Origin of the sequence: Geomonas oryzae, from assembly GCF_004117875.1 — a bacterium.
Classification (GTDB): domain Bacteria; phylum Desulfobacterota; class Desulfuromonadia; order Geobacterales; family Geobacteraceae; genus Geomonas; species Geomonas oryzae.
Genome location: NZ_RAHW01000002.1, coordinates 1 through 12,421, shown reverse-complemented (window position 1 = coordinate 12,421; position 12,421 = coordinate 1). Strand labels below are relative to the sequence as shown.

Below are 12,421 nucleotides of genomic sequence, written 5' to 3'. Positions count from 1 at the left end.
ACCCCTAAATGCTTTTGCCTTTGTCTGTCTTAGCGTCTTTGCGTCTTTGCGTTACAAATATGCTTTTGACGTTACTTGAGCCCGCGCCCCATCTGGAACGCCTTGAGGTTCACCTCGAGCGCCTTTTTCGGCACCATCTTCTCGATTGCCTCAATCCAGTACTTCTCCTCGATATCGAGACGCTTGGACACGGCGCCGAGCAGCACGGTATTCGCGGCGCGCGCGTTGCCCGCCTGGATGGCGAGATTCTGGCCGTCGACGAGCAGGCAGTCCGGGAAGAGCTCCTGGATCTTGAGCGCCATGTCGGCCGGGTACTGCTCCTGGCCGATGAGCACGGAGGGAGGCGCGATGCAGAGGTCGTTCACCACCACGGTCCCACCCGGTTTCAAAAGGGAAAGGTAGCGGTAGCTCTCCATAAGCTCGAAACCAAAGAGGATGTCGCCGTCGCCTTCCGGCACCATCGGGGAGAACACCTCTTTGCCATAACGGACGTGCGACACGACGGAACCGCCGCGCTGGGACATGCCGTGGATCTCGCTCTTCTTGACGTCGAAGCCTGCCAGCATGAAGGTCTCGGAAAGGATCTCGGCGGCGAGCAGAATGCCCTGGCCGCCAACGCCTACCAGGACGATATTGGTTACCTTGTCGCTCATTTTGCCTCCTTGATCGCAGAGAACTTGCACAGCTGGCTGCAGACGTCGCAACCGTTGCACAGAAGCGGATCGATGTGGGCCTTGCCCTTCTTGCCGCTCCCAGGAATCCACTCGATGGCCGGGCAGCCGATCTTCAAACAGGCGCGGCAGCCGGCACAGGCATCGTCAACCACCTGCAGCGGTGCGCCCGGCTTGAACACCCCTTCCCTCTTGATGAGGACGCAGGGCTTGTCGGTGATGATCACCGAGGTCTCGGGACGCTCCATCTCTTCGGCGATGACGGTGCGGCACTCGTCCAGGTCGAGCGGGTTGATGGTGCGCACGTTCTTGACGCCGATCGCCTTGCACAGGAGCTCGAAATCCACCTCGTTGGTGGGATCGTTCATCAGGGTATGGCCGGAACCGGGGTTTTCCTGGCGTCCGGTCATCGCGGTGATCCTGTTGTCCAGGATGATCACCGTCGCAGCCCCCTTGTTATAGACCATGTCCATGAGGCCGTTGATGCCGGTGTGCAGGAAGGTCGAGTCGCCGATCACGGCCACTACCTTCTTCCTCTCCTCGGGAGGAAGTACCTTCGCCGCGCCTGTCGCCATGCCGATGGAGGCACCCATGCATACGCAGGTATCCATCGCGGAGAGAGGCGGCATGAAGCCCAGGGTGTAGCAGCCGATGTCGCCGGAGACGTAGGCGTTCAATTGCTTAAGGGTGTAGAAGACGCCGCGGTGCGGGCAGCCCGGACACATGTTGGGGGGACGCCCGGGGAGTTTTTCGACGGTAGAGGACGCGTTCTCGGGGAGACCGAAGGCCTTTCTCACCCTTCCCGGGGTAAGCTCGCCGCAGATCGGGATGATCTCCTTGCCGGTGACAGGGATGCCGATCGCCTTGACCTGCTCCTCGATGAACGGGTCCAGTTCCTCGACCACGTAGAGCTTGTCGACCTTGGAGGCGAACTCGCGGATCAGGTCGAAAGGAAGCGGGTGCACCATGCCGAGCTTCAAAACGGACGCCTCGGGAAGCGCCTCGCGCACGTGCTGATAGCTGATACCGGCGGTGATGACCCCCATCTTCGTTCCGCGCATCTCGACTCGGTTGATGGGGAGCGAGACGCCGTCCTTGGAAAGCTGGAGGGTACGATCCTCGACCACATAGTGGCGCCCGCGCGCGTTCCCGGGGAGCATGACGAACTTGGCCGGGTTCCTTTCGAGCTTCGCATCCTTGATCGTGTCGATGCGCTCGCCAAAGGTCACCACGGATTTGCTGTGCGAGATGCGGGTGGTGGTCCTCAGCATCACAGGGGTGTCGTACTTCTCGGAGATCTCGTAGGCGAGCCTGGTGAAGTCGAGGCACTCCTGGGAATCGGAAGGCTCCAGCATCGGGATTTTGACGAACTTGGCGTAGTTGCGGCTATCCTGCTCGTCCTGGGAGGAATGCAACTCCGGATCGTCGGCGCAGACAAGCACAAGGCCGCCGTTAACGCCGGTGTAGGAGAGCGTGAAAAGAGGGTCGGCCGCGACGTTGACGCCGACGTGCTTCATGGTGACCAGAGATCTGGCCCCGACGAAAGAAGCGCCGATGCCTACCTCGAGAGCAACCTTCTCGTTGGTGGCCCAAGAAGAATCGATCTCCTTGTAGCGGACGGTGTTTTCAAGTATCTCGGTGGAAGGGGTGCCCGGGTAGGCGCAGGCGACTTTCACTCCTGCCTCGTAGGCACCTCTGGCAATGGCTTCGTTGCCGGAAAGTATTTCCTTCATAGATAGACGGTCCTCTTTATTAATGTGAGAGTCGGCGAAATATACTAGAGTATTGGCTGCGCTGTCAACTGCTTTATAGGAACGAGTTAATCGCTAAAATAAGTATTTATGCGGAGTTAGGCGCGATGAGATGAGCCTTTTGAGCAGTGTTAGAAAGATTTATGACATACTAGAGACGGCATGTTTACTGTCATAATTAACATCGTTTTGACGTGCTCAAACCCGAAGGTGAAACAAGATCTTTTAGTTGGTCATGTCAAAGAGTCCATTGCCCCATTTCCTGACAAATGGTTCTACTCAGATTTCGGTGAAGCGCTGAGCACAACTGGCCACAACGTGTTGCATAAGCACCATAGTTCCCCCCTTTGCGAAGGGGGAGCCTGCCCCCCGTAGCCTTTGCGAAGGGGGGACAGGGGGGATTTGCCTTTACCTGCCGCGTAACCGGAGCCAGGAGGCATATAAAAGTTCGTTCATTCCGAACACAGCAATGTTCAACTTGTGCTTAAGGAGAATCAGGTATAATTTGCGGGTCTTTGGGAAGGATTAAAGGAGGTTCGACGTGGGAATCATCATCAAGTGGTTGTTAAACGGCCTAGCGATCGTTATCACAGCATATCTTCTGCCGGGCGTTAGCCTCACCGGCTTCGGTGCAGCACTCATCACGGCACTGGTTCTGGGGTTGATCAACACCTTCATCAAGCCGGTGCTGTTGCTGCTCACCCTCCCCTTGAACATCCTGACGCTTGGACTGCTCACTTTCGTCATCAATGCCTTGCTCATCATGCTGACAAGCGCGTTGGTGAGCGGCTTCACGGTGCACGGCTTCGGATGGGCGCTTTTGTTCAGCCTGGTGCTCTCGATCGTGAGCTTCCTGTTGAACCATATCGTTCTTTAGATCGGCTCTCCCATGAGCAGCCGGTTTTTCGGGGTGATGTCGCCGGGGATGGTCTGGGTGTAGACCCGGTATCCCTGCGCGCGCAGCCAGGCAGCACGGGTGACGTCTATGGCGAGCGGCCCGTCGAGCCACCCCTTGAGGCTTCCGTCATCGCAGGTCAGCAGGTCGTGACAGCACGGAAGCACCGCGACCCGGCAGCGCGCAGCAGCGGCACGCCGCAGAACGAGATCGGTCAGTGCGCCGCAGGCGTGGGCCGAAACGACCAGGTCGCTGGGGTTCAGTTCTACTTCATTGAGATCCTGCTGCAGGATTTGAAAGCGCGCCGCAGCGGCGGGCCAGTCGGCGGCCACCTCGGCGGCCAGGCGCGCCGCGCTCTCAGGAATACGGAGGTCGACGGCAACCGCCGACGATATGTCTCGATCGAGGATAAGCAGCACCTGCGCCAGCAGGCCATGTCCCGCGGCGAGGTCCACGACCCGTCCGCCACGGAAGCGCCGGTGCACCCGTCGCGCCACCTCCCATGCCTCGTAAAGCTCCTTGCGCGGCAGACATCCCGCCCGGCACACCGCACGGGCAATGCGATCAAAAAGGGTATCCCCCGCGAAGTGCGGCAGCATGTGCTGGGTCAGACGGTTCTTGGAAGATCGATCCATTACCATTTCCCTTTTCGAGTGTGCGGCGCCCGACAATAGCGCATTCCCTTGAATTGGACTCCTCCCCCTGGAGAGGGGAGGTTGGGAGGGGGGGAAGCCGTTAAAAGACGCTGTGCGACCCCTCCCTGTCCCTCCCCCTCCGGGAGAGGGGACGCCTCTGCTACTGAAAAGGAGAGTTCGGAGGCTACTATGGCACCGGGCAGAATCCGTATCGGCACCTGCTCCTGGACGGAAAGCAGTCTCATCGAAAGCGGTGCCTTCTATCCGCACGGCGCCGGCACGCCCAAGGCCCGGTTAAAGTACTACTCCCACCGCTTCGACACCGTTGAGATCGAAAGCTCCTATTACCAGATCCCCACCCTTGAGATGGCCCACGCATGGGTCAGCCGCACCCCGCCGAACTTTCTCTTTCATGCCAAGGCATTCGGTGCCCTGACCGGCCACAACATCGACCCCAGAAGGCTCCCTGAGCATTTGCGACTGATGCTGCCGGAGTCAGATCGGGTGAAAGAGGAGTTGCACCTAGCCGAGCCCGAATTGCTGAAGGGGGTTGCCCGGGAGATGCTGGAAGCGCTGGCGCCGCTTAAGGAAGCGCGCAAGATGGGATTCGTCATATTCCAGTTCCCGCCGTGGTTCGGCTTCAGCAAGGCGAACCTCGCCTACCTTGGCTACTGCAGGGAATTGATGACTGGAGTACCGATTGCCGTCGAGTTCAGGCACGGCAGTTGGTTCACCGCGCATCACCGCGATCAGGTCTTCGCCTTTCTCCGAGAGCACAAGATCACCTACATCACCTGCGACGAACCCCAGTACGGCAACCTCTCAACCGCCCCTTTCCACCCCGAAGCGACCACCGGCATCGCCTATTTGAGGCTGCACGGCAGAAACGGCGACTCCTGGCACGGCGGAGCGCCCACCGACGAGTACTTGTACCCCGAAGCGGAACTGGAAGAGATCGCCCGTCACGCCTTGCGCCTGAGCGAGACTGCGCGAACCACCTTCATCATGTTCAACAACTGCCGCCGCGGCTACGCCGCGACAAACGCCCTACGCATGCGCGACCACTGCCTACGAAAGAGCGAAAATTGCGGGGGGGATAGGGACAATCTCGAGGAGCAAGGTGTGTGTTCCCACGAAGCGCCGCACGAGCGCTGACGTCCCCCCCTTTGCGAAGGGGGAGCCTGCCCCCCGTAGCCTTGGCGAAGGGGGGACAGGGGGGATTTGCCTTAGTTGGACCAGCCAACCAGCAATTGAAAAGCCCTCCCAATCAGGAAACTACTCCTTCCGCGCCCCCAACAGGTCATTCACCACGACCCCCGCCATAGTCAGTCCGAAGATGGAAGGAATAAAGGAAACGCTCCCTAAGATCACGCGCCGGTGCTCGCAGGAAAACTTCTGGTCTTCCTTGTTCGGGCAGATGCAGTTCCCCTTGCAGCCGCCGTCCTTAACCTCCTGCTCGCGGTACTCCTCGGTGGAGAAAACCACCTTCACGCCGCTCTCGATCCCCTGCTTCTTCAACAGTTTCCTTACCGAGCGCGCCATGCGGCACTTGTGGGTCTGGGAGATGTCGGCGACCCCGATCTTGGTCGGGTCGAGCTTTGCGGCCGCCCCCATGCTGGAGATGATCGGGATGTTCCTCTCGCGGCAGGTGCGGATGAGGTGCAGCTTGCTGGTGATATGGTCGATGGCGTCGACCACGTAATCGTAGTCTTCACCCAGCAGGAATTCGCTGTTTTCCGCGGAATAGAAGTCCTGGTACGGGACGATCTCCGCCTGCGGGTTGATCTGGCGCATCCTTTCGGCCATGACCATGGCCTTGGCCTTGCCGACGGTGCCGTCCATGGCGTGGAGCTGTCGGTTGACGTTGGTGAGGCAGATCTCGTCGAAGTCGACGATGACGAGACGCCCTACCCCGGCGCGCACAAGGGCCTCGGCGGCGTAGCTCCCTACCCCGCCCAGTCCGAAGATGGCGACGGTTGCATTTTTGAGGGTGTTGAGTCCGGCGGGTCCGATGAGAAGTTCGGTACGGGAGAAGCGGTGCAGATGTGACATGTTTCCTTTGCCTTAAACGCTATCGAGGTGATGGTGACGGCAAAGTATCGCACAGGTGGGACGTATCTTGGAAGTGAAAGTTTAACCGGCGGCTCAACAACTATCAGCGCCTCGGCAGAGGGTTTCCCGACTCCGTACGTATCCGTTCGAAGTTCTCTTCTTGGGCAACCTTCTCGTCATAGGTGAAGAAGATGGCGTAGTTGCTCCCCACGCCGTGAGGATCGAGCTGAATCCCCTTCTCTTCCCACCTTTTGAACAGCTCGAGGTTCTCCTCGAAGTTGCGGATCAAGTCACCGATGGTCCGCGCCCCGACCGCGGTGAACTTGATCTGGTGAACATGCTCGTAGCGCATCCTTTGCATAGAGACCTCCCGGCCGGCGTTAGCACCCGCCAATTCTAGCGTGCTTCAGCCGGGAGGCAAATCCATTACTGACGCATTTGCTACTTCATTTTTTCATAGAGTGGGTCGGCCTGGGTTTCGCTGACCTGTACCCCTTCACGCTCGAGAATTTCGCCGGTCACCCGCCACAGTTGCGTTATCGCGTTGTTGTAATCAACCAGCGCCTGGATCTGGTTTCCCTTCGCAGCAACAAGGTCGTTCTCCACGTCGAAGACGTCTTTCGTTGTGGCGAGCCCCACATCGTGGCGTTTCTGGAAGGCGCGCAGCCGGTCTTCCGCGTACGCCCTCCCCCGCGCAGTCACGTCCAGCTGCAGAAAGTTTGCGTTTACCAGCCGTATCGCCGTTTTAACATCCCGGGTGATTCCGGATTCCAGGCTCTGCAACTGGGTCCTGGACTGTTCGAGCGCCAGCTTCTTCCTGATGTAGTCGTTCTCCGCCGCGCGGTTGCCGAGCGGATAACTGAACTGCACGCCGACACCCCAGGTAGGCTCGTCGATGGTCGCCGTTTTCTCAAGTCCGCTCAAGAAACCGCGGTCAAAACCGCCGGTCCCGACCGTCGCGTTGAGGGTCAGATCCGGCAGCGTCTGATTCTTCGCCACGCGCTGCTGCAGGTCGTTGATCCTGATGACGTCGCGTTGGGTCGCGAGCTCCGGGCGGCTCGCTATGGCACGGGACAGGGCCTGATCCTCGGCGACGGCGTAATCGCCGCGAAACGGCTCGTCGGCAAGCACGATCTCGCTTCCGGAAGGAAGCTGCAGCTCGACGCGCAGCACATCCATCTGGTCGCGCACCGCGCGCTCCGCGTCGATGACCTGCTTCTCGCGGGTCGCCACCTGGAACTCCGAGTTCAAGAGTTCGTAGGCCGGCAGTACACCCGCCTTCACCCTACCACGGTCGTCCTGGAGGATGCGCTGCGCCAGCGCGAGCGAGGTCTTGCGCACCTCGAGAATCTCGCGCAGGTTGTACAGCTTGAAATAGTCGTTGCGCACCTGGACGATGGTGTCGCTCAGCCGGGTCCTGAACGCGTTCAGCGTTTCCGACTTGGTGAAGCGCGAAACGTTGATGGCCAGTTCCGTGTTCTCGCGACCGAAGCCCTTGAGCAGCGGCTGCTGGAGGGTCAGGTCGAGCGCGGTCGAGTAGTAACGCGTGGAGTTATTCACCCAACCGCTCGTCACCGTTGCGCCTAGGAGGGTGCCGGTCGGAAGCAGCTGGCTCACCCCGGCGTTTGCCGTAACCTGGTCGATCGCCTGCGGCCTGAAGGTCAGGGTGTTGGTGCTGTTTGAGCGCTGGTAGTTTGCGCCCAGGGTGAGCAGCGGGTCGTAGATGCCTAAATTGCGCCGGATGTCGGCCTCCGCCATCGCCGGGTTGTAGAGCTCGACCTTGAGGTCGAGGTTCTTCTCGAACGCCATGGTGATGGCGTCCTGCAGTTTCAGGCTGACGGTGGGCTGTGCCGAGGCGGTGACTGCGGTACCGAGCACGATACTGAAGGCACATGCGACCACGGTATTTCTGTTTCTCTTCATAGGTGCGATCCTTTCGATCAGCGATGTTGCGTGATTACTCATATCTCAGGGCGTCGATCGGGTTCAGCGCCGCAGCCTTGCGTGCCGGATAGAAACCGAAGAAGACCCCTACCCCGGCGGAAAAGCCGAAGGCGATGATGATGGTGTTGACCGAGATCAGGGTGGGCCACCCGATGAGGCTCGCCACGAGACGCGCCCCCGCGACGCCTAAAAGCATGCCGATGATCCCGCCGCAGGTGGTCAAAAGCACCGCTTCGGTCAGAAACTGCAGCATGATGTCACGTTTTTTCGCGCCGATGGCGATGCGGATGCCGATCTCCCTGGTCCTCTCGGTGACGGAAACCAGCATGATGTTCATGATACCGATCCCCCCGACTACGAGGGAGATGGAAGCGACCGCCCCGAGGAGAATGGACATGACCTTTGAGGACTGCTCGGTGACGGCGAGTAGCTCGGAGAGGTTCCTGATCGTGTAGTCCACCTCGCGGTTCGGTCCGATGCGGTGGCGCTGGTTCAAAAGTTCGGTGACCTCTTCCTCGGCCTTGTCGAGCACCTCGGCGTCCTTCGCCTGCACCATGATCGAGCCGACCACGTTGGGAAACTGGCTTCCCAGAAGCTTTCTCTGGGCGGTTCTGAGCGGAACGTAGATCACGTCGTCCTGGTCCTGCCCCTGGGGAGATTGTCCCTTGCGTCCGAGAATACCCACCACGGTGAAGGGGATCTTCTTTATCCTGATGATCTTCCCCATCGGGTCCGTGCCGCCGAAGAGATTATCAACGACGGTCTGACCGATCAAGCAGTTCTTGGTGGCGCCGTCGACGTCGGACTGGGTGATGTTTCGACCCGCCACGATGGTCCAGTCGCGCACAGTCACCATGTCGGGAGTGACGCCGAAGAGCACGGTGGACCAGTTCTGGTTGCCGAAGACCACCTGGCCCGAGCCCCGCACGCTGGGAGCCACCGCTCCGACCGACGGGCATTCCGCCTTGATGGCCCGGGCGTCGTCGTAGGTGAGCGTTTGGGTACCGCCCGCGCCCGAACGCATGCCGCCGCTCGTCACCGAACCGGGCAACACCAGGAGGAGGTTGGAGCCGATGCTTGAGATCTGGTCGGAGATCATCTTGCTCGCGCCGGAGCCGATGGCGACCATGGCGATCACAGCACCGATGCCGATGATGATCCCGAGCATGGTGAGGAGAGCGCGCATCTTGTTCACCCGCAACGCGCGCAGCGCTATGAGAAGGCTTTGCCACAGGGTCGTCATAGCTTTTCCACCTCGACAGGCGGGACCGCGGTCTTCGCCTGGTACGGTTCGTCCGATATGATCAGGCCGTCACGGAAGATGATGTGCCGACTGGTGAATTCGGCGACATCAGGCTCGTGCGTCACCATGATGATGGTGATCCCCTGACGGTTCAACTCCTGGAAGATGGCCATGATCTCGATGGTGGTCCTCGAGTCCAGGTTGCCGGTCGGCTCGTCGGCCAGGATGATGGACGGGCGGTTCACCAGGGCGCGGGCGATGGCCACGCGCTGCTGCTGTCCGCCGGAGAGCTGATTCGAGTAGTGACCCTCACGGCTTGCAAGCCCCACCTTCTCCAGTGCCTCGAGCGCACGGCTTTTCCTCTCGGCTGCGGGGATCTGGGCGTACACGAGCGGCAACTCCACATTCTGGCGCGCCGTGGTCCGGGCGAGGAGGTTGAAGCCCTGGAAAACGAAGCCGAGTTTCTTGTTGCGCACCTCGGCGAGCGCGTCGGCGGAAAGCTCGCCGACGTTCACGCCGTCCAAGAGGTAACTGCCGCTGGTGGGAACGTCCAGACAACCCAGGATGTTCATGCAGGTGGACTTGCCGCTCCCGGAGGCACCCATGATGGAGACGAACTCGCCGCGGTTCACGGTGAAGGAGACCCCCTTCATCGCCTCGACGCGCTCCTCCCCCATCGTGTATATCTTCACCACGTCGTTTAGCCGAACCACTTCGTCCATTTAGAACCTCGGCCCCATCGGCGATCCCATGCCGCCCTTCTTCTTGTCCTGGCCCGCCTGCTCGATGATGACGTCGTCCCCTTCCTTCAGGTTTCCGCTCACCACCTCGACCATGCCGCCGTCGGAGATGCCGGTGCTTATCGATACCGGAACCGCCTTTTCCCCCTTGAGCAGGTAGACGGTCTGCCCGCGCTCCTTCCCGCCCGGCTTTCCTCCGGGGCCGGTTCCCGCGCCGGAACCGCCGCCGGTGCCGGTCATGCTTCCCGGTCCGGTCTTTCCTTTGGCGGCCTTCTCTTTGCCTGACTTGGGCTTGAAGCGCAGCGCGGCGGCCGGGACCTTGAGCAGGTTGTCCTTCTTCTCCGTCTCGATGGAAACGTTCGCCGTCATGCCGGGCTTCAACTTGAGGTCCTTGTTGTCGACGGCGATCACGGTCACGTAGGTGACGACGTTCTGGGTCACCACCGGGGCATTGCGGATCTGAACGACCGTCCCCTCAAACTGCTGGTCCGAATAGGCATCCACGGTGAAGGTAGCCTTCTGGCCCACCTTCAGTTTGCTGATGTCGGACTCGTCCACGCTCGTGTCGATCTGCATCTTGGTCAGGTCCTGGGCGATGGTGAAAAGAGTCGGCGTCTGGAAAGAAGCGGCGACGGTCTGGCCGACGTCGACGTTTCTGGACACGACGATGCCGTCCACGGGCGACCTGATCGTCGAATAGTTGAGGTTCGTCTCGGCCTGTTTCAAGGCGCCGCGGGTCTGCATCACCGCGGCTTCCGCGGCCCTGACGCCGGCTACGGCCGCGTCATAAGCGGTCTGTGCTGCGTCCATGTCGCTCTGGGCAACGATCCCTTCCTTCAGAAGTTCCTTGTTGCGCGCCATGGTCCGTTTGGTATCGCTCACGGTAACGCGTGCCTTGGCGAGGTTGGCCTCGGCGTTAAGCGCGTTGCCCCGCGCCTGCTGGACCGCCGAATTGAAGAGCGCCGGGTCGATCTGGGCGATCGGCTGCCCCTTTTTCACCTGGGAATTGAAATCGACGTAAAGCTTCGCGATGGTGCCGGAAACCTGGGTACCGACCTGGACGGTGACCACGGCGTTCAGCGTGCCGGTCGCCGAGACGGATGAGGCTATGGCGCCCCGCTCGACCTTTTGCGTCTTGTACTCGACCTTGGGCGGCTGTTTGAAGTAGAAGAAACCGGCCGTTACCAGAACGGAAAGGAGTATTACGGCGCCTATGATTCTTTTCACTGATCCACCTCATTCATGATCATTATCCCTGCAATAGCATCTGAGCCTCCGCATCGAGGTCATCTGCCCAGTACGGTAAATGCTAAATGTGCAAGAAAGATGAAATGATTGCAGCATTTTCTCTTTCCTGCGGCCAAACCAGCACTTTAAACATCCTGCAACTAAGGGTCAACAAAAATTACCTTTCCCTCACCGAACGTCCCCGCTTTCGAGGTTATCGCAGGATGTCGACCGGTCGAATCGTGAGAGTATGGTTGCGCGGCAACAGATGCGCCCAAGGATTTGACAGGGCTAATCGTTCCTATACAATTGGGCCGTGTTTTTGCTGGCCGGTAAATCCAACAAAAGGAGACAGAATATGGCGGCGTTCACGGCGAAAGACTTCTCGGAACTGATAGGCATGCCAGGGTTTAGCGAGGCGCTCCTCAACAACCACTTCACGCTGTACCAGGGGTACGTCAAAAACACCAACACCCTGGACGAACAGCTCATCCAACTGCGCAAGGACGGCAAGGGAGCCGATCCCATGTTTGCGGAGATGAAGCGGCGTTTCGGCTGGGAATTCAACGGCATGAGACTGCACGAGCTTTACTTCGAGAACCTGGGCGGGAACACGCCCATCAACCAGGACGGCAGACTGGCCGCGCGGTTGCACCAGGACTTCGGTAGTTTCGATGAGTGGGTGCAGGACTTCAAATCGGTGGGCGCCATGCGCGGCATCGGGTGGGCGATCCTGTACCAGGACGTGACCAACGGCAGGCTTTTGAACTTCTGGATTAACGAACACGACACCGGGCATCCAGCAGGCTGCGTTCCCATCCTCGTCATGGACGTATTCGAGCACGCCTTCATGACCGACTACGGGCTGAAGCGCGCCGACTACATCAACTCCTTCTTCCAGAACATCGAGTGGACCAAAGCCGAGGAAAGGATGCAGATGTAATCAGGGCAGTCCGGGTTGAAGAGTAAAGGAAAGGGCCTCGCAAACGGAGGCCCTTTCCTTTTTTCTTCATAGATGTCGACGAAGCGCTGCATGAGCATGACGCCCCCCTTTGCGAAGGTTCATCCGGGAGTTTCGGGGAATGACGGGTGTGTCCACGAAGCGCTGCAGGTGACCTCGCGCTCCCCCCTTTGCGAAGGTTCTTCAGGAAATTCCGGGAACGGGGCACAAAAAATAAATGCGACAACGACAGCACTGGGTTATTTTGAGGTTCCCCAACCAACAAATACTCAGGAGGCCGCCGTTGTCGCAACCCGATCTTA

Annotated in this window: 12 protein-coding genes; 3 read left to right on the top strand and 9 right to left on the bottom strand. The window is 59.7% G+C overall.

Annotated elements, in window-relative coordinates:
* Positions 1–71 precede the first annotated feature (71 nt).
* Together D6Z24_RS04870 and iorA are read right to left on the bottom strand one after the other, a co-directional pair.
* On the bottom strand, positions 72–653 hold the full coding sequence (locus D6Z24_RS04870) for an indolepyruvate oxidoreductase subunit beta (protein ID WP_129125443.1): 582 nt from the start codon (positions 651–653) through the stop codon (positions 72–74).
* Entirely contained in the window at positions 650–2,404 is a 1,755-nt protein-coding gene (iorA, locus tag D6Z24_RS04865; protein ID WP_129125442.1) for an indolepyruvate ferredoxin oxidoreductase subunit alpha, read from the bottom strand. The genes D6Z24_RS04870 and iorA overlap by 4 nt, the downstream gene beginning before the upstream one ends.
* A gap of 559 nt (positions 2,405–2,963) precedes the next feature.
* Between iorA and D6Z24_RS04860 the strand changes: the two genes are divergently transcribed.
* Entirely contained in the window at positions 2,964–3,299 is a 336-nt protein-coding gene (locus tag D6Z24_RS04860; protein WP_129125441.1) for a phage holin family protein, read from the top strand.
* Here D6Z24_RS04860 and D6Z24_RS04855 read toward each other — a convergent pair.
* The gene (locus tag D6Z24_RS04855) at positions 3,296–3,952 is read right to left on the bottom strand and encodes a methyltransferase (protein ID WP_129125440.1); all 657 of its coding nucleotides are present in this window, start codon (positions 3,950–3,952) and stop codon (positions 3,296–3,298) included. The two genes, D6Z24_RS04860 and D6Z24_RS04855, sit on opposite strands and share 4 nt — an antisense overlap.
* 189 nt (positions 3,953–4,141) lie before the next feature.
* Here D6Z24_RS04855 and D6Z24_RS04850 point away from each other — a divergent pair, with 189 nt between their 5' ends.
* The gene (locus D6Z24_RS04850; protein ID WP_129125439.1) at positions 4,142–5,107 is read left to right on the top strand and encodes a DUF72 domain-containing protein; all 966 of its coding nucleotides are present in this window, start codon (positions 4,142–4,144) and stop codon (positions 5,105–5,107) included.
* Between the two features lie 120 nt (positions 5,108–5,227).
* Here the strand turns inward: D6Z24_RS04850 and D6Z24_RS04845 are convergent, their stop codons facing one another.
* The 6 genes from D6Z24_RS04845 to D6Z24_RS04820 all read right to left on the bottom strand — a co-directional run bounded on the left by D6Z24_RS04845 (position 5,228) and on the right by D6Z24_RS04820 (position 11,158).
* Entirely contained in the window at positions 5,228–6,004 is a 777-nt protein-coding gene (locus D6Z24_RS04845; RefSeq protein ID WP_129125438.1) for a tRNA threonylcarbamoyladenosine dehydratase, read from the bottom strand.
* Between the two features lie 103 nt (positions 6,005–6,107).
* On the bottom strand, positions 6,108–6,365 hold the full coding sequence (locus D6Z24_RS04840; RefSeq protein ID WP_129125437.1) for a hypothetical protein: 258 nt from the start codon (positions 6,363–6,365) through the stop codon (positions 6,108–6,110).
* Positions 6,366–6,445: 80 nt separating this feature from the next.
* Complete coding sequence (locus D6Z24_RS04835; RefSeq protein WP_129125436.1) at positions 6,446–7,927, bottom strand: TolC family protein; 1,482 nt, start codon at positions 7,925–7,927, stop codon at positions 6,446–6,448.
* A gap of 34 nt (positions 7,928–7,961) precedes the next feature.
* Positions 7,962–9,191, bottom strand: a complete 1,230-nt coding sequence (locus tag D6Z24_RS04830; protein ID WP_129125435.1) for an ABC transporter permease — start codon at positions 9,189–9,191, stop codon at positions 7,962–7,964.
* The gene (locus D6Z24_RS04825) at positions 9,188–9,913 is read right to left on the bottom strand and encodes an ABC transporter ATP-binding protein (RefSeq protein ID WP_129125434.1); all 726 of its coding nucleotides are present in this window, start codon (positions 9,911–9,913) and stop codon (positions 9,188–9,190) included. The genes D6Z24_RS04830 and D6Z24_RS04825 overlap by 4 nt, the downstream gene beginning before the upstream one ends.
* Positions 9,914–11,158 (bottom strand): efflux RND transporter periplasmic adaptor subunit, encoded by a 1,245-nt coding sequence (locus D6Z24_RS04820; RefSeq protein WP_129125433.1) that lies wholly within the window; start codon positions 11,156–11,158, stop codon positions 9,914–9,916.
* 358 nt (positions 11,159–11,516) lie between these two features.
* On the opposite strand from D6Z24_RS04820, the gene D6Z24_RS04815 reads away from it, so the two are divergent.
* The gene (locus D6Z24_RS04815) at positions 11,517–12,101 is read left to right on the top strand and encodes a superoxide dismutase (protein ID WP_129125432.1); all 585 of its coding nucleotides are present in this window, start codon (positions 11,517–11,519) and stop codon (positions 12,099–12,101) included.
* Positions 12,102–12,421: the final 320 nt, after the last annotated feature.